The organism is Aminobacterium thunnarium (genome assembly GCF_055390565.1).
Genome location: NZ_AP042412.1, coordinates 426,148 through 442,305 on the forward strand (window position 1 = coordinate 426,148; position 16,158 = coordinate 442,305).

Annotated in this window: 17 protein-coding genes; 7 read left to right on the forward strand and 10 right to left on the reverse strand. The window is 38.5% G+C overall.

All coding sequences use genetic code 11. The features are described 5' to 3' along the window. Positions 1 to 51: 51 nt before the first annotated feature. From ACZ5GY_RS02050 to ACZ5GY_RS02090, 9 genes are all read right to left on the reverse strand, one after another. On the reverse strand, positions 52 to 456 hold the full coding sequence (locus ACZ5GY_RS02050; RefSeq protein ID WP_213701150.1) for a VOC family protein: 405 nt from the start codon (positions 454 to 456) through the stop codon (positions 52 to 54). Further along, on the reverse strand, positions 446 to 2,059 hold the full coding sequence (locus tag ACZ5GY_RS02055; protein WP_464111945.1) for an N-acyl-D-amino-acid deacylase family protein: 1,614 nt from the start codon (positions 2,057 to 2,059) through the stop codon (positions 446 to 448). Before ACZ5GY_RS02055 ends, ACZ5GY_RS02050 begins: the two co-directional genes overlap by 11 nt. After that, positions 2,056 to 2,733: an aspartate/glutamate racemase family protein gene (locus ACZ5GY_RS02060; RefSeq protein ID WP_213691179.1), complete on the reverse strand. Its 678-nt coding sequence runs from the start codon at positions 2,731 to 2,733 to the stop codon at positions 2,056 to 2,058. Before ACZ5GY_RS02060 ends, ACZ5GY_RS02055 begins: the two co-directional genes overlap by 4 nt. A gap of 20 nt (positions 2,734 to 2,753) precedes the next feature. Further along, positions 2,754 to 4,115 carry an allantoinase AllB gene (gene allB / locus ACZ5GY_RS02065; protein ID WP_213691178.1) on the reverse strand — a complete coding sequence of 454 codons (1,362 nt, stop codon included), beginning with the start codon at positions 4,113 to 4,115 and terminating at the stop codon, positions 2,754 to 2,756. 18 nt (positions 4,116 to 4,133) lie between these two features. Next, positions 4,134 to 5,459, reverse strand: coding sequence for a TRAP transporter large permease (locus ACZ5GY_RS02070; protein ID WP_213691177.1), 1,326 nt, complete (start codon positions 5,457 to 5,459; stop codon positions 4,134 to 4,136). A gap of 24 nt (positions 5,460 to 5,483) precedes the next feature. Further along, positions 5,484 to 6,008, reverse strand: a complete 525-nt coding sequence (locus tag ACZ5GY_RS02075) for a TRAP transporter small permease subunit (RefSeq protein ID WP_213701147.1) — start codon at positions 6,006 to 6,008, stop codon at positions 5,484 to 5,486. Between the two features lie 75 nt (positions 6,009 to 6,083). Further along, on the reverse strand, positions 6,084 to 7,139 hold the full coding sequence (locus tag ACZ5GY_RS02080; protein ID WP_464111946.1) for a TRAP transporter substrate-binding protein: 1,056 nt from the start codon (positions 7,137 to 7,139) through the stop codon (positions 6,084 to 6,086). A 105-nt stretch (positions 7,140 to 7,244) separates the two neighbouring features. After that, positions 7,245 to 7,937: an aspartate/glutamate racemase family protein gene (locus ACZ5GY_RS02085; RefSeq protein WP_464111947.1), complete on the reverse strand. Its 693-nt coding sequence runs from the start codon at positions 7,935 to 7,937 to the stop codon at positions 7,245 to 7,247. Positions 7,938 to 8,157: 220 nt separating this feature from the next. After that, entirely contained in the window at positions 8,158 to 8,835 is a 678-nt protein-coding gene (locus ACZ5GY_RS02090; RefSeq protein ID WP_213691173.1) for a GntR family transcriptional regulator, read from the reverse strand. Between the two features lie 229 nt (positions 8,836 to 9,064). On the opposite strand from ACZ5GY_RS02090, the gene ACZ5GY_RS02095 reads away from it, so the two are divergent. The 7 genes from ACZ5GY_RS02095 to ACZ5GY_RS02125 are packed head-to-tail and all read left to right on the forward strand — an operon-like array spanning position 9,065 to position 15,012. Further along, complete coding sequence (locus ACZ5GY_RS02095; protein WP_213691172.1) at positions 9,065 to 10,222, forward strand: 2-oxoacid:acceptor oxidoreductase subunit alpha; 1,158 nt, start codon at positions 9,065 to 9,067, stop codon at positions 10,220 to 10,222. Next, positions 10,222 to 11,037, forward strand: coding sequence for a thiamine pyrophosphate-dependent enzyme (locus ACZ5GY_RS02100; RefSeq protein ID WP_213691171.1), 816 nt, complete (start codon positions 10,222 to 10,224; stop codon positions 11,035 to 11,037). The genes ACZ5GY_RS02095 and ACZ5GY_RS02100 overlap by 1 nt, the downstream gene beginning before the upstream one ends. Next, positions 11,034 to 11,582 carry a 2-oxoacid:acceptor oxidoreductase family protein gene (locus tag ACZ5GY_RS02105; RefSeq protein ID WP_213691170.1) on the forward strand — a complete coding sequence of 183 codons (549 nt, stop codon included), beginning with the start codon at positions 11,034 to 11,036 and terminating at the stop codon, positions 11,580 to 11,582. The genes ACZ5GY_RS02100 and ACZ5GY_RS02105 overlap by 4 nt, the downstream gene beginning before the upstream one ends. 4 nt (positions 11,583 to 11,586) lie before the next feature. Continuing rightward, on the forward strand, positions 11,587 to 12,720 hold the full coding sequence (locus tag ACZ5GY_RS02110; RefSeq protein WP_213701145.1) for a succinate--CoA ligase subunit beta: 1,134 nt from the start codon (positions 11,587 to 11,589) through the stop codon (positions 12,718 to 12,720). 1 nt (position 12,721) lies between these two features. After that, positions 12,722 to 13,588 (forward strand): succinate--CoA ligase subunit alpha, encoded by an 867-nt coding sequence (sucD, locus tag ACZ5GY_RS02115; RefSeq protein WP_213691168.1) that lies wholly within the window; start codon positions 12,722 to 12,724, stop codon positions 13,586 to 13,588. 5 nt (positions 13,589 to 13,593) lie between these two features. After that, positions 13,594 to 13,794, forward strand: coding sequence for a 4Fe-4S dicluster domain-containing protein (locus tag ACZ5GY_RS02120; RefSeq protein WP_213691167.1), 201 nt, complete (start codon positions 13,594 to 13,596; stop codon positions 13,792 to 13,794). A gap of 15 nt (positions 13,795 to 13,809) precedes the next feature. Further along, positions 13,810 to 15,012 carry a pyridoxal phosphate-dependent aminotransferase gene (locus ACZ5GY_RS02125; protein ID WP_213691166.1) on the forward strand — a complete coding sequence of 401 codons (1,203 nt, stop codon included), beginning with the start codon at positions 13,810 to 13,812 and terminating at the stop codon, positions 15,010 to 15,012. A gap of 54 nt (positions 15,013 to 15,066) precedes the next feature. Here ACZ5GY_RS02125 and ACZ5GY_RS02130 read toward each other — a convergent pair whose 3' ends face one another. After that, positions 15,067 to 16,101, reverse strand: a complete 1,035-nt coding sequence (locus tag ACZ5GY_RS02130) for a homoserine dehydrogenase (protein ID WP_213691165.1) — start codon at positions 16,099 to 16,101, stop codon at positions 15,067 to 15,069. Between the last annotated feature and the right edge of the window lie 57 nt (positions 16,102 to 16,158).

Consider the following 16,158-nt stretch of genomic DNA (forward strand, 5'->3'; position numbering starts at 1 on the left):
GCCTAATAGGCAGCCCTTTAAAAATAAGATGAAGGAGTTTAGGTTTGAATTTTATTTATGAAAAACTTTACGAGTATCTTCTTTAAGAAATTTTTGTATTTCAAATTCATAACCGCCTGGTCCTTTGAAAAAGAAGCATTCAACAGGGAAATCTTTAGGGCGTTGAATAGCGGTTTCTAATTGTATGTTGTAATTTTTTAATCGTTCATACCATACTTGCAAGTTGTCTGTAACGAGAGTTATGAGCACTGCATTTTTATTTAGAGCTTTACAGTGACCAGTTTTTTCATCTACGATTCCTATAAAAGCCCCTGTAGAAAGTCGGTATAAACGGGCTGTTCCTTGATCATCTACAAGCTCAAGGTTCAAAGCCTCTTCAAAAAAAGGGATAGCTTCATTCAAATTTTTAAAATATAAGAAGGTTATTTGGGAATCAAATTTTTTTTTATTTTCCATGACGGAGAACCTTTCCAGGTCGATTTCCTGTAAACCCTTGTTTATTTACAACTAGGGTTCCATTTATAAAAACTGCATCAATACCTGTGGGGTAAGCTGTTGGGTTCTCGTACGTAGAGCAATCACTTATTGTTTTGGGATCAAAAATAACGAGATCTGCCCAATAACCTTCTTTTATGGTTCCTCTATCATGAATTCCAAGAATAGAGGCTGGATAGGAAGTAACCTTGCGTATAGCTTCTTGAAGCGTAAGCCGTTTTTCCTCGAGAGCGAAAGATTTCAGATATCGAGGATATGTCCCGTAGAGCCTTGGATGGGGTTTCCCTCCGAATATTCCATCTGTTCCAACTGTCCCGTGTGGGTGAGTAATAACTTTTTCTAGGACGTTTTCAGAACCATAGAAACTTATCATAGTTACAGCAAGCTTTTCTTCTGCGAGAAGGTCCATAACCATATCGATGGGATCTTTTTTAAGAGTGTCTGCTATTTCTTGGCAGCTTTTGCCTTCCATCCATTTGTTGTCAGGAATTTGTACTGCTGTAACAATAATATTTTCCCAACCGACTGAGATTTGTCTATTGTGCCAAACATCTAATCCCTTGGTAAAATCTTGATGAATTTTTTCTCGAAAATCTTGCTTTTTAAGGTTGCGAACCAAAGCTTCGGTTCCTTCATTAAAAGTCCAATTTGGAAGGACGGCTGTTAAAACTGTGCAACCTGCTAAGTAAGGATATCTATCCCAAGATATGCGCAAACCTCTATCTATAAGGTGATCTGCTTTTTCTAAAACCTCATCTATGATTGGCCAATTTACCTTTCCATAAGCTTGTAAGTGTGAAACTTGGAGTGCGACTCCCGATTCCTGTGTTATGCGTGTTACCTCATCAAAGGAACGTGAGAGATAAAAACCTTCGTCTCTTTGATGTACTACATATATTCCGTCGAAAGCGGCAACTTCTTTGTTCAGTTCTATAAGTTCCTCCGTATCTGCAAAGGGACAAGGCGGGTAAATAAGGCCAGACGATAAGCCAAAAGCGCCTTCTTCCATACTTTCGCGAACAATAGATTTCATGCTGCTAAGTTCGGATGCTGTTGGTTGACGTTCATCCATTCCCATAGCTGCAATTCGTACTGGTCCTTGGCATAAAAGTACGGCCATATTGTTATATGGAGCTGCTTTTTCTATGGCATTTAGATAGCTTCCAAAACTGTTCCATGTCCATTTTGATTCAGATAGGATTCCGTCAAGACCTGCAAGAAGTTCTCTGATAGTGGAAATACTTGTGTCATTTATTGGGGCAGGACCAAGACCATCTTGCCCTAAAACTTCAGTCGTAATTCCTTGGCGTATTTTAGCGTCCGATGGAGAATCAGAAAAAATCTGTAAATCAGAATGACTGTGCATGTCGATAAAACCAGGGCATACAATGTGACCATTAGCATCTATAATTTCTTTGGCTTCCGAGGGCAGTTTAGAAAGATATTCTTCTTTTATAAGAACAATTTTCCCATTCAATATTCCGACCTCACCTTTGTACGGTTTTTTGCCTGTGCCATCAACTATTAATGCATTTCGTATAATGGTATCTAACAACGATGTCACCTCCACGTAGAAGGACCAAAAAGACCTTTTTTGCTTGTTTTAGAATGTGTTTTTACATGAGTTTCTGCTAAGCGTATCGCATAGGGAATTCCGTCTATAACAGGTACACCTATGCGTTGAGAAAGTTCTGTATCTAATCCAGAAAGAGCAGCGCATCCGAGAGTTATTACCTCTGCGCCATCTTCTTCTATGGCTTTAAGAGCAGCAGGTGCTATTTTGTCTGCCAAGCTTCCTTTAATCGAATCGTCCATAACACGAACAGATGCACAACGATATCCAAAACCAAGATTGTGAATCATCCGCTGTTTCATTGGTAGAGACCGTTGCGACATTTGAATAACAGAAAATTTATGGCCCAATGTCATAGCTGCCAACATTGAGGCTTCTCCAATGCCTACAACAGGTTTTGTCGTGCATTCTCTGAGAATATGAATGTTTACGTCACAAGTACAACAAAGAACGATAGCGTCAATTTGCGATTCGTTTTCTTTTACGATTTTTAATAATCCAGGACCGCACATAATTTCATCAATGAAATCTTCTATTAAGGGCGGGGCATCAAAAACTGCTTTACATATTATTTCTGTGCCCAAAGAGGCTATTTTTATTGCTGATTGATAAATCAATTGGGTAAATTTTTCATCAGAATTAGGATTGATCGCTAATATCCTCATTTCTATTTCATGCCTCCTGACTATTTTGCTGCAATATCCATTTTGTAATAATGCCCATAGCCTGGCTTTACCTGTATTTTGCCGTCTATAAACACTGTTTTACCTCGTATGATAGTGCGTTTTATTTGTCCTTTGAATTTTTTGTTTTTATAAGGACTCCATTTATTGAGGTAGAAAAGCTTACTATCATCTTGCACCCATTCTTTAAGAGGGTCAAAAAGAATAAGGTCTGCATCGTATCCTATCTGGATATCACCTTTTGCATAACCTAATCCAAATCGTCTAGCTGGCTGTGTGGCGCAAAGTTTAACTAGTTGAGTCCAAGAGAGTCCTCTTTTTCGTCCCTCTGTAGCAACGACAGGTAAGAGTGTCTGGACACCTGTACATCCTTCTGATACGGTCCAGAAATTATTATTTTGAGGAGTTTTTTTCTCAAAAGAATGTGGAGAATGGTCTGAAACAATCATGTCAATAGTGCCATTTAAAACCATTTCCCAAAGTCGTTCTACATTTTCACGAGACCTGACGGGAGGATCACATTTTAATAAAGCACCATCTCGAATGAGATCTTCTTCATCTAGAGCGAGATATTGAGGACAAGTTTCGGCTGTTATATTGGTTATGCCGTGTCCTCGAGCTTCTCTTAGTGCTTCGGCTCCACTTGCAATACTGAGATGGCATATATGTGTTTTGCAATTAGGAACAAGGGAAGAGAGGAAGATAAATCTCTTTACTGCTTCTAACTCTGAATATTCAGGGTGAGACTCTAAATAAGCTTGTGCGTCATCACGGCCAGATAGCAGAAAATCATCAACTAACTCTTGTATAAGAGTGTCGTTCTCTGCATGTGCACAAACCATTCCACCTAACTGGCCTATTTTTTTCATTCCTTTGAGAAGTAAGCCATCGTAAGTCATAGGGTAGTTTGAACATCTACAGGTGAAAATCTTATAACATTGAGCTCCAGCTTCAAAAGTGGCCTCTATATCGTTCATATGATGGGGAATAATTCCACTATACAAAGAGAAATCAACAACAACTTGAGGAAAAGCAGATTTTTTCTTTTCTTCAAGAGCATCAACTGTTACAGTACTAGGTTCAGAGAGAGGCATATCAACTATAGTCGTTATTCCTCCTGCTGCTGCGGCTTTAGTTACACATTCAAAATTTTCTCTTTCAGGCGTTCCATGACCGCAATGAACATGTGTATCAACAAGACCAGGCATAACGAGGTGATCTTGGGCATCGATATATTCAGATGCTGAAATGGTAGATTCGCTTGAGAGAATAGCTGCTATTTTCCCGTCTTTAACAGCTATCTTGCCTTTATATTCGCCTTGTGATGTTACTAGTGTTCCATTTTCTATAACGAGATCGTACATTCCATGAACACCTCCAAGTTATTTACCCATGAGAAGATTCGGAAGCCATAGTGAAATTTGAGGGAAAGCTATCAACAGAATCAGTACTACGATGTCACACAGACAGAAAGGCCAAATTCCCTTAAAAATTTGTTCTAGTGTTACTCCTTTTCCGGCAACTGCTTTTGCCATATAAACATTAAGCCCTACGGGTGGGGTTATTGCTGCTATTTCACTGAGCTTAAGGACGATAACGCCAAACCATATGGGATCATATCCGAGAGAGATTATGATGGGCATAAGTATTGGAAGGGTTAGAGCATAGATGCCTATTTCAACCATAATCATTCCAAGGAAGAAATAAATAAGTAAAATTCCGAGTAAGATAACAAATCTAGGAACATCCCAATTTTGAACAAATAGCGCCATGTTTTGAGGAATATCCGTAAGAGCAAATATTCTTGAAAACAGGAGCGCCCCTACATTTATGATAAACATCATAGCTGTAGTATTGGCAGAATCTCTCAAAGGATCTCTCAAATCTTTTATATGAGTAATACTTTTTTTAAGAACTCCCGTAACAAGTGTTACTAAACAACCTGCTGCTGCAGCTTCTGTCGGGCTGAAAACTCCTGAGTACATCCCTATGAAAACTACTCCTACAACAAGGAGAATTGGCAAGAGATTTTTGAATGCATCGCTTTTTTCTTTCATGGTAAGTTTCGCTTTGTTTATTTCGAGGGGGGCCAGTTCAGGATGTTTTTTGACGCGATAAATAATTGATACAGAGTAAACGAAGGCAGTAAGTATACCTGGAATTACGCCTGCAGCAAATAACCTTGCTATAGATTGTTCAGTAAAAAGAGCGAAAATAATAAAATTAATACTTGGAGGGATCATATTAGCAAAAGTACCAGCAGAAGCTACACATGCAATCGAAAAACTTCTATCATATTTGTATCGATCCATTTCTGGCAGAACAAGTTTTCCGAAAATAGCAGTATTAGCTAATGAAGAACCGGATATTGCTCCAAATATAGCAGAGCCAAAACACGTAGCAATTGCTAACGCTCCTGGCCATCGGCGAGTAAGTTTATATACACCATCGTAAATATAAGTTCCGAATCCTGCGATAGTTGCAAAGGCTCCCATCAGAATAAAAAGGGGAATGGAGCACCAGCTTGGGGCAGCAATACAGTGGTACATAGTTTGTCCCAGAATAGAAAGGGCAGAGCCTAAACCCCCTAACAAAAACATTGATGTAATAAAACTTACTAAAATAAAAGCAAGTCCAATGGATAAACCAAATCCCATGGCCGTTAGTAGAAAAACTATAGAAAACAATCCTAAAGTAGTAGGCTCCATATTTTAGTCACCTCAATTTACAAATTAAGCATTCGTATGGTCTAGTTCGTGAGGAGTATCAACAATAAAATCTGTGCTTTTAATTTTCTTATAATCTTCGATAACACAGGTTGCTAATTGAAGCCAATATATGATTAAACCTATTACCATAATCCATTTTACTGGCCAAAGGGGCATGGGAACTATTCCTGTAACGGATGCTTTTTTTATAAAAGCCCGAAGGGCGTCTTTATATACAGCTAAGAGACAAATGTTTATGATAATCCACTCTATACAGTGAGTGACAAAACGCATTTTGTTTTTTATTCTTGGTGATACTCTGTCTGTGATAACTTCTAGTCGAACGTGTTGGTCGTTTTCCTCTGTATGAGCTAGCCCGAGGTATATTAGAATGACCATGGCGAAAACAGCAAGTTGCAATAACCCTTGTATAGGTTTATTAATTTCTCGTGTAATTATATTAATGAGGAAAAGTAACATCATGATGGTCATAAGTAGTCCACCTAATTCAGCAAGCATTGCATTAAGTTGTTTTAAAAAATTCTTCATTTTTAAGAAACTCCCTTTCTTTCCCCCATAAACTATTGAAGAAGGGGAAGAAACAAAAAACTTCCCCTTCCTTTTTTATTTTTCTTTTGCGATTCCTTCTTCAATAATGGATTTTAGCTGTTCCAACATTTCAGAAGAATTATCTACGCCGTCTGTTGACAATTCTTTTGTGAAAACTTTTCGTAATTCGATGAGGCATGTTTCATCTGCCCAGTTATCCACATCTTCCGTGGAATAGAAATTTACAGTACAGCCAGCTTCTTTTTCTGCTTCTACAATGCGGTTGAATTCTGCTTCATACATTTCTGCAAACGCTCTTTCGGAATTCTCACTTGCTCTGAGAATTCCTTCCTGAATATCTTTAGGTAAAGAATCCCATTTTTTCTTATTTACACAGTAAAACATTGGTTGCGACCAACCGATTGCTTTTCCTGTGAGTATATTTTTAGCTGGTTCATCAAATTTCTGCCGATGCATTCCATCATAATTAGAAACGATTCCATCAACAGTTCCTGTTTCCAATGCCATGTAGCAATCTCCCCACGGAATAGAAACAGCAATAGCTTTTTGATTTTCTAGCAGTTTTAAATTCCAGCGATCTCCTGCTCTCCATTTTTTACCTGAAATGTCTTTAAGAGAGGTTATTGGATAGCGAGCCATATAGGCCATAGGAAGGCCATTTTCCATTAGGAGTATTTTGATTCCAGCTTCTTCTAATTCTCTTTTGAATTCTGGAATTCTTTCTATACTTTCTTTATATATCCAACGAATGTTTTCCCATTGTTCCGGCCCTTTGGGAAAAAGCCAAAATGCTCCAAAAAGAGGAAGTTGTTTAGGATAAAAATCAGGATAAATTGCAGCTATGTCAACAATACCCTCTGAAAGAGCATTCAATTCTTCCTCAGCATTAAAGAGGACACCACCCCAGTAAGCCTTTATTTTTGCCTTGCTATTGGTTTCTTTTTCTATTTGATCAAACCAGTATTCCCCAATCTTTCCTTTAAGGCCACCGCAAACGTCATGGTCAGATAGCTTTAATTCAATTGCAGCTTGTGCTGAATTAATAAATGGTGCGGAAAAGAATATAACAGCGACTAAAGTTACGAGAAAAACTTTCAGGATCTTTTTCATTGTGTGCCCTCCCTTTTATTTTCTCTCATCAGCTATGCTTTTCACGCTTTACATTGAACTCTAATTCTTATTGTTTCCACTATTCACCACCTTTTCTATTATTTTTTATGACAATGAAAATGTAACAGCTGCCTGTGAATGAAGATAAGTACTATCAAAAAGAGGAATCAGGGTATCTTTTTGCTTAAGAAGCAATGGAATTTCTGTACATCCTAAAATAATTCCTTCCGCTCCTTGTTGAACCAATTTGTTTATAATCTTCAAAAATTCTTCTCTTGATTTAGGATTTATCTTTCCTACACCAAGTTCATTTTCAATAGTGTCCATAATGAATTTTCTTTCTTCTGAGATAGGGATAATAGAATGGATGCCATATTTCTGAAGATGTTCTTTATAGAAAGGGAGTTCCATAGTAAAAGTGGAACCGAGAAGTCCAACAGTATTAACATGTTTGTCTATAATTTCTTTAGCTACAACATCAATAATATTTATAAGATGAGCTTTAGTTAGCGCCTTTGAGACGTCTTGTGCTACCTTGTGGAGTGTATTGCAACAAATAAGGATGCAGTCAGCGCCACTGTTTTCTAGTTTTAATGCCATATTTGTCATTTCGTTAGTTATTTCTTCCCATTGTCCTTTTCCCATAAATTGGTTAATAGGATCAAAATCGAAACTCCCAATCAACATAGACGCGGAGTGTCTTCTTCCCATTTTTTCATGTGTCATTTCGTTAATAATTTTGTAATACTCACTAGTTGATTCCCATGTTAATCCCCCAAGAAGCCCAATTGTTTTCACGGTAGATCACCTCATTAAATATATGTCGAACTCTAAAAAGGCGAGCAAGGTTTTATATTTTTTATGATCTGAATTGCATAATAATATTATTTGTTATTGACATTATATATCACGTGTTATTGTTAATGTCAAAAATATTTTGCATTTTACATATTTTCAATATTAAAAAAATATGGGAGAAGAAATCTTCTCCCATATCCACATAATCTAAGTTAAAAAGTTATTCTTCAGTATCTTTCTTTGTTTGAAAAACTAGGGAATTCATCGTTCGTTTTTCTGCATTTTGAAGGTGAGATTTGACTCTTTGTTCTACAAGGTCTGGATTATGCGTTTTTAATGCATCTACGATTGAGAGATGTTCGTAAGTTACAGGAACAATAATTTCTTCAGGGAATGGACCTTCTTCAGCAAAGTAGCGAATCCTTCTTGCATTTATGCTCAGGTTGTTAAGAGAGTTGATAATGAGGTAGTTAGCCGTATATTTTGATAAAAGGGCATGAATAGCTAAGTCCGACTTTTTATACAATTCAAAGTCGCTTGGATGTTCGAGTACTATTTTTAAAGTGTTTTCTATAGAGTCTAGTTCAGCATCAGAGCAATGGCTTGCAGTGTCTCTTGATGTATGAGCTTCAAGAAGTCTGCGAAATTCCCATGTATATTGGGCCAAATTTTTGCTTATTTGTGTAACAATAGCACCTTTGTTTCTTTCGATGGATACAAGCCCAACACCCTCTAAACGAAGTAGCGCTTCCCGAACAGGAGTGGTACTTACTCCAAATTCACTTGCTAATTTGTCAATCTGCATGAGTTCGCCTGGTTTATACTCGTTGCTAACGATTTTTTCTTTAAGAGTTTCAAAAACTTGGTCTCCAAGTGATTGAAAGACTTTTACGCCCATGCTCTTCATCCTTCCTATTTAATTTCACTACGTGAACTATCCAATACTTTCGTCTTTTTTAGCGGCAATGTCAAGTGCAAAGAAATAAAGAATGCAAAGTGTTTTAAATATTATCTGTAAAGTATGTAATATATTTGACATTAAGCATTTTACATGATATGAATATTCCGGAAATTAAAAGCTTAAAAATAGGTATAGCGGTAAAAACAAGGTGAAAGGAGCTTTGTCTATGGGAACTTTTGATAAAAACAAGGAAGGCAGAGTTTTATCCGGTGTTCACTTCATGTTAGGCAATTACGCCTGCGTAGAAGGAGCCTTGGCTGCAGGATGTAATTTCTTTGCCGGATACCCAATTACTCCGGCCAATGAAATTTCAGAGAGAATGTCACGACGTTTGCCTGTTTTAGGGGGACATTTTCTTCAAGGAGAAGATGAGTTGTGTTCTATTTACGCTATATCAGGAGCGTCGCTGGCAGGTGCCAAAGCTATGACAGCAACGGCAAGTGCCGGTTACAATTATATGCAAGAAGGAATTGGCTATGCTATTGCTGTTGAAGCTCCTATTGTTATTGTTGATGTTCAACGTTGTCGAGGAGAGAATTTTGCGACGCAAGCTGACGTTATGCAAATGAGATGGGGAGTTAGCGGCGATCACGAAATGATTGTTTTAGCCCCTTCTTCTGTACAAGAGCTTTTTGATTATACTGTTCGAGCTTTTAATTTAGCTGAGGAGTATCGTACTCCTGTAGTGGTTATGTCTGAAACAACTATTGCTTTGATGAGAGAACGGCTTTCTATTCCTGCTCTATCAGAGATTCCCATAGTACATCGGAAAAAAACAACCTCTTCCCCTGAAGAATTCATGCCTTTTAAAGCCGACCCTTTTGGTGTTCCTGATTTTGCTGAACTTGGAGAAGGGTATCATACGATCTACTCTCTGAATCCCCATGATGAAAGTGGAAGCATAGATTGGGATCCCGATGTTTTTGAAAAACTATATAAAAGAATAACGGGGAAAATTTGGGAAAACAGACATGTCATATCTACGACGCAAGAATTTGGCATGGGTGATGCAGACATAGCTCTTATAGCTTATGGAAGTGAAGTAAGGCCGTGTCTTGATGCAATGGACCTTGCACGTGATAAGGGAATAAAAGTAGGAGTTCTTAAACTTGATGCAGTTTGGCCTGTTCCAGAGGAAGCAATACGGGAAGTTGCCAAAAACGTAGGTGTTGTTATTTCTGTTGAGATGAATATGGGCAAGTATGCAAGAGAAATAGAGCGAGTATGTGGAGGGCTCTGTAAGACAATAAGAGCTACTCGTAATAGGGGACTTATTCATTCTCCGCAAGAAATATTGGCAGCCATAGAGGAGGTCAGGGCATAATGCGAAAAAATCCTTTGCGAAAATACGTTCGAGAAGAGAAATTACCTCATATGTTCTGCCCAGGTTGTGGATGTGGTCAGATATTAAATACTTTTTTACAAGTAGTTGACGAGCTTGAAATTGATTTAGATTCCATGGTTGCCATAGGCGGAGTAGGATGCACTGCTCGTATTCCAGTCTATATTAAATCAGATGTATTGCATGGTGTACATGGAAGGACTCTAGCATGGGCTACTGGGATAAAACTTCATAAACCTCAGACAAGGATTGTTATATTTGCAGGAGATGGTGACGCTGCGGCAATAGGTGGTAATCATTTCCTTCAGGCAGCACGGCGAAATCTTGACGTTACGATGATTGTTGTCAATAACTTTAATTTTGCTATGACAGGCGGGCAAGTTGCACCTATGACCCCTCCTGCGGCTATCACAATGACAACTCCTTATGGGAGTGGGGAACCTCCTTTCGATTTATGTAAAGTAGCAGAAGCTGCTGGAGCAAGTTATGTTGCTCGAGCAGCGACCCCTTTCCAGCCTCTTATGAATAAATTAATGAAAGTGGCTCTTCTACATGAAGGTTTTTCGGTTCTTGAAATTTTGTCACAATGTCCAACTCACTTTGGACGTTATGCCTTGAATACAGGACAACCCCAAAAAGTTTTTGATTGGGTTCGATCTATATGTGTTACTTCTAAACAAACAGAAAGTATGAGTTCAGAAGAACTGAAAGGTAAAACTATCTTGGGAGAATTCGTTAATAAAAAACGTCCCATTTTTGAAGGGAGTTCTGTATATCGAGAGGGGGGGCAGGCATGAAGCCTTTAAGCATTCGTCTATGTGGCTATGGTGGCCAGGGGATTATTCTTTCGGCCATTATTCTTGGTGAAGCTGCTGTTACCAAGCGAGGACTCTATGCAGTGCAAACACAATCCTATGGATCAGAAGCACGAGGAGGGCAGTGCCAGTCTGAATTGATTATCTCTGATAGTCCGATTCGGACTCCCATTCAAGAAAAAAATGATGTTCTGGTTGCGCTTTTTCAAACAGCTTTTCAAACATATATCACAGGGCTCAAAACTGATGGTTTGCTTATTGTCGATAGTGAGCTTGTTCCAGATCTTTCTAAAGTTAGTTCACAAATCACTGTTTATAAGATTCCGGCAACGGAGATTGCGATTGGTTTAGGCAATAAGATGGCAGCCAATATGGTGGTACTCGGATATCTTCAGACGAAAACAAATCTGTTTACGAAAGAGCAACTGCTAGAAGTAGTACAAGATAACATAAAACCTCGTTTTTGGGATTTGAATAAAAAAGCTGTAGAAGCTGGCGTTCAATTTGCTCTAAATTCGGAGGAATAGAATAATGAAGCTCTATGAATTTCAGGGAAAAGAACTTTTTGTACGCTGTGGTATCCCTGTTCCACAAAGAATCCTTGTCCGTTCTATCGAGGAGATAGAATCTCTGAATGCTCCCTTAGTTTTAAAATCTCAGATTCTTTCTGGTGGACGTGGAAAAGCTGGGGGCGTAGTCGTATGTAATGATAATGTTTCATTACAACAAGAAGGTCGAAGATTATTGGGTGCTGATCTTAAGGGAGAAAAGGTAACGGCTCTTCTAGCGGAAGAGAAGATTGATATTTTGCAAGAATTTTATCTTTCTTTTGTCGTCGATGGAGAGTTGAAGCGGCCTCTTATTGTTGCAAGTGCAGCAGGAGGGATGGAAATAGAAAAAATTGCTGAGGAAGCTCCCCAGAAAATTATTAAGTTGCCATTTGATCCCCTGGTTGGCCCTTCTGATTATCATTTCCGTAAGGTTGCTTCTTTCCTGAAGCTTGATGATGGAATCAAGACATTGCGTAAAGTTTTACAGGCGATGTATACCTTGTTTAAGGAATATGATGCAAGTCTGATAGAAATCAATCCTCTTGTTAAAACTCCTTCCGGTCTTGTTGCTCTCGATTCAAAAATCAATCTTGATGATGACGCAAAATATAGGCAAAAAGGGACTTTTCAAGAACTTCTCGAACAACAAAAAATGCTAGCAGATGACAAAAATACAAAAAAGGATGAGGGAACGATTACATATGTTTCTCTCGATGGCAATATCGGACTTATTTCAGATGGAGCTGGAACAGGAATGCTTTCTCTAGACCTTATTCGTGATTTTGGTGGAGACGCTGCAGATTTTTGTGAGATGGGAGGAATAACGAGTCCTGAAGTTATGTACAAAGCTATGGAGACTGTTTTTACACGATCAGAAACAGAAATTAAAAGTTTGTTAGTAGTGCTCATTGGTGGTTTTAACAGAATGGATGAAATGGCAGAAGGAATTATTCAATATCTAAAGGATCATACTGTTTCTATTCCGTTTTTTGTTAGATTATGCGGAACAATGGAAGAAGAAGGCAGAAAAATGATGAGAGACTCGGGCCTTCCTGTTTTTGATGACCTTGAGCAAGCAGTTGTTTGTGCAGTCAAGGCAGCGGAGGAAATATGACATGTCTATTCTTGTTAATGCCGAGACAAGGGTTCTTATTCAAGGAATTACTGGTCGTTCTGGAGCGCTTCAGACTCAAACACTTATTGACTACGGTACCCGTGTGGTAGCAGGAGTTACTCCTGGTAAAGGCGGTTTGACTGTTTACGATGTGCCTGTCTTTGATTTTGTGGAAGAGGCTGTTTTGACATGTGGTGTGGATGCAGCTATTAGTTTTGTTCCTCCTGCTTTTGCTAAAGATGCAGCTTTTGAAATTATAGATAGTACAATTCCACTGCTTGTTCTCACAATGGAGGGAATTCCTCAAAAGGATGTTCTTGAAATTTTAAGTTATGCTTCTGCCCACAACACTAAAGTGATAGGTCCTGGAGCTGCTGGCTTAATAGCTCCAGGGAAGTGCAAATTGGGGGCACATCCAGCTCGCATGTTTAAAGAAGGATATGTGGGGGTAGTTTCCAAGAGCGGCGCTCTTTCTTACGAAATGGGTAAAACATTGACTGAGGCTGGTATTGGGCAATCTACTGTTGTGGCTTTAGGCGGAGGACCTATTTGGGGAATGAATCAAAAAGATATAGTTGAGCTTTTTCAAGAAGATCCAGAAACAGAAATAATACTGCTTTTGGGAGAGATTGGCGGAACAACTGAGATAAAAGCAGCAGAATTTATTGCAAAACATGTAACAAAACCTGTGGTTTCTCTTATTGTGGGGCGGTCAGCTCCTGTCGGTAAATCTTTGGGTCACGCTGGCGCAATTATAAGAGGAAACAAAGGTACAGCTGCTTCTAAAATAGAATCTCTCGAAAAATCCGGAGTGCATATTGCTCGAAGTCCCAGAGAAGTTGTTGAGATTATACGTACATTGAGGTGAAATTTATGACCATACATATTGATAAAGATTTATGTAAAGGATGTGGACTTTGTGCCAATGCTTGTCCCGTTAACGTTTATGAAATTACGGGAGAAACAAATCGTAAAGGTTTTGCTGTTGTAACAGCCCTTCATGCAGAAAGGTGCGTCGGATGCAAAGTATGCGAAAAAACGTGTCCTGATTTAGCTTTATTTATTGAAGTATAGATGGAGGGTAAACTTATGGCACGCAAAGTTTTATCAAATCTTGTCTCTGGAATTAAACCATCACCTACGGAAGAGACGTCTTTTTTGGCCAATAGTCTTAAACGTAAGGGTATAGATATTATTAGTTTTGCTCAAGGTGAACCAGATTTTGATACTCCAGATTATATAAAAAAAGCTGCAATCAAAGCTATTGATGAAGGTTTCACAAAATATACAGATGTTCCAGGAATTTGGGAACTTCGTGAAGCCGTGGTAGAAAAACTAAAACGTCGAAATAATCTTGACTACGACGTGAACGAAATTCTTGTTGGAAATGGTGGCAAACAACTTCTTTATGAAGCTTTTGCGACGTTATGTGACCCAGGAGATGAAGTGATAATTCCCACCCCTTGTTACGTAAGTTATGTAGATCAAATACGGCTTACTGGTGCTCGTCCTGTCTTTATGCCGACACGGGAAGAAAACAAATTTCGACCTTGTCTGGAAGAGGTAAAAAAAGTTTGGAACCCCAAAGTTAAAGTTTTTGTGCTTAATTCTCCGTGTAATCCTACGGGAGCTGTCTTTGAAGAAAAAGAGATGAGGAAAATAATGGATTTTCTCATTGCAAGAGGAACATTTGTTGTCACAGACGAAGTTTACGAATATTTGTTATATAACGGGACTGAACATACAAGCCCTGCTTCTTTGGATAAGAAGTATCGACCTTGGTGTGTTCTCGTTAATAGCGTTTCAAAAACATATGCAATGACTGGTTGGCGAGTAGGATACGCAGCTGGTCCAAAAGAGATTATAAAGGGAATGAACTCTCTTCAGGGACATCTTACTGGAAATGTTAATTCTATAGCTCAAAAAGCTGTTGTGGAAGCGCTTTCTGGCCCGCAAAACGACATTGATTTTATGGTTGAGAAATATGCAGAACGTAAGGATTATATTGTAAGCAGAATAAACTCTATCGAAGGGTTATCATGTGTTAATCCTGATGGAGCTTTTTATATCTTTGCCAATGTAAAAAAAATGTTTGGAAAATGTTTTCAGGGTGAAAAAATAGAAAACGATCGAGATGTGGCTAAATTTTTCCTCAATGCGGCACATGTTGCAGTTGTTCCTGGTGTAGCCTTTGGCTATGAAGGGTATGTACGTTTTGTTTTTGCTAAATCTCTAGAAACAATACGAGAAGGCCTCGATAGAATAGAAGAAGCCATGTTTCACCTTGAGTAGCTGACGAACCACTCAAAAACATCAGGACGGGGCAATCATTTCGTCCTGATGTTTTTAATGTGCAAATTGATATCCTTTATGGATATTTATAATATCTCGAAGAATAGATGCAGCTGCAGGAATAGTTCCAGAGGCACCACCTATGAGTGTTAAATCACCAAGACTATCAGTCTTGTAACAAACAGCTTTATTTGTTCCATTTACGTTATAGAGGGGATGGTCAGAATTCAGAGCCTCAACTTTTACACTCAGTGAAAGATCTGAACATCCTCCTAGTGTTTTGCCTATAAGTTTGAGGCGCTTTCCTTCTTGGCGTGCATTATCTATATCTTTAAATGAAACCTTCGTTATTCCTTCTACACTAACATCTTTTAATTTGTACTCCTTACACATAAGAATATTTGTAAGAATAACAAGCTTTGTAGCCGTGTCCCAGCCCTCTACATCAAGAGATGGATCTGTTTCTGCTATACCCATTTCTTGGGCATGAGCAAGAGCCTCGTCATAGGTGCAGTTTCTTTCTTGCATTTCACTTAAAATATAATTACTAGTGCCATTCAAAATTCCTTCTATAGATAAAATCTTTGCTCCGGCAAGGTCGATACACCCAGCGTAAATAGTGGGCAAAGCCCCTCCTGTGGTGCATCCTACTCCAAATTGAACGTAATTTTGTGCAGCTAGAGCATTTAATTCTTTATAAGCGAGCAAGACTGGTCCTTTATTTGCTGTTACAACATGAATGCTTCTCTGAAGAGCTCTTTTTATGTGAGTTAGCCCAGGTTCTCCAGTAAGATTGTTGGTTGGGGTTACTTCTATGAGCAGGTCTACATCGCGTCTGGCAATAAGGCTTTCAAAAGTTTCTTCTTTTGTCCCTTCTGCAGGAAAATCTTCGAGTGCACTTCCGTTATTTACATGTTCAAGAAGACACTCGAGGTTTATTCCAGAAGGATTGTAAATACCTTCTTTACTTTTTATTACTGACTTAAGAGTAAGCGTCAATCCAATGCTGTTTAAGAAATTTTTCTTTTTAATTAAAAGTTCAACAAAAGCTTTTCCGACGCCTCCAAAGCCCACGAGAGCTGCACGCATGATAAACCTCCGAAACTTTTAATTTACCTTTTTAAGATTAACATAAAAAGATGAAAT

Bases quoted from the DNA above. Each gene is read 5' to 3' on its own strand.
- ACZ5GY_RS02060 (WP_213691179.1), bottom strand. From the start codon at position 2,733: ATGAGGATATTAGCGATCAATCCTAATTCTGATGAAAAATTTACCCAA.
- ACZ5GY_RS02110 (WP_213701145.1), top strand. From the start codon at position 11,587: ATGAAGCTCTATGAATTTCAGGGAAAAGAACTTTTTGTACGCTGTGGT.
- ACZ5GY_RS02100 (WP_213691171.1), top strand. From the start codon at position 10,222: ATGCGAAAAAATCCTTTGCGAAAATACGTTCGAGAAGAGAAATTACCT.
- ACZ5GY_RS02105 (WP_213691170.1), top strand. From the start codon at position 11,034: ATGAAGCCTTTAAGCATTCGTCTATGTGGCTATGGTGGCCAGGGGATT.
- ACZ5GY_RS02130 (WP_213691165.1), bottom strand. From the start codon at position 16,101: ATGCGTGCAGCTCTCGTGGGCTTTGGAGGCGTCGGAAAAGCTTTTGTT.
- ACZ5GY_RS02050 (WP_213701150.1), bottom strand. From the start codon at position 456: ATGGAAAATAAAAAAAAATTTGATTCCCAAATAACCTTCTTATATTTT.
- ACZ5GY_RS02080 (WP_464111946.1), bottom strand. From the start codon at position 7,139: ATGAAAAAGATCCTGAAAGTTTTTCTCGTAACTTTAGTCGCTGTTATA.
- ACZ5GY_RS02075 (WP_213701147.1), bottom strand. From the start codon at position 6,008: ATGAAGAATTTTTTAAAACAACTTAATGCAATGCTTGCTGAATTAGGT.
- ACZ5GY_RS02070 (WP_213691177.1), bottom strand. From the start codon at position 5,459: ATGGAGCCTACTACTTTAGGATTGTTTTCTATAGTTTTTCTACTAACG.
- ACZ5GY_RS02090 (WP_213691173.1), bottom strand. From the start codon at position 8,835: ATGGGCGTAAAAGTCTTTCAATCACTTGGAGACCAAGTTTTTGAAACT.
- ACZ5GY_RS02120 (WP_213691167.1), top strand. From the start codon at position 13,594: ATGACCATACATATTGATAAAGATTTATGTAAAGGATGTGGACTTTGT.
- ACZ5GY_RS02095 (WP_213691172.1), top strand. From the start codon at position 9,065: ATGGGAACTTTTGATAAAAACAAGGAAGGCAGAGTTTTATCCGGTGTT.
- sucD (WP_213691168.1), top strand. From the start codon at position 12,722: ATGTCTATTCTTGTTAATGCCGAGACAAGGGTTCTTATTCAAGGAATT.
- allB (WP_213691178.1), bottom strand. From the start codon at position 4,115: ATGTACGATCTCGTTATAGAAAATGGAACACTAGTAACATCACAAGGC.
- ACZ5GY_RS02125 (WP_213691166.1), top strand. From the start codon at position 13,810: ATGGCACGCAAAGTTTTATCAAATCTTGTCTCTGGAATTAAACCATCA.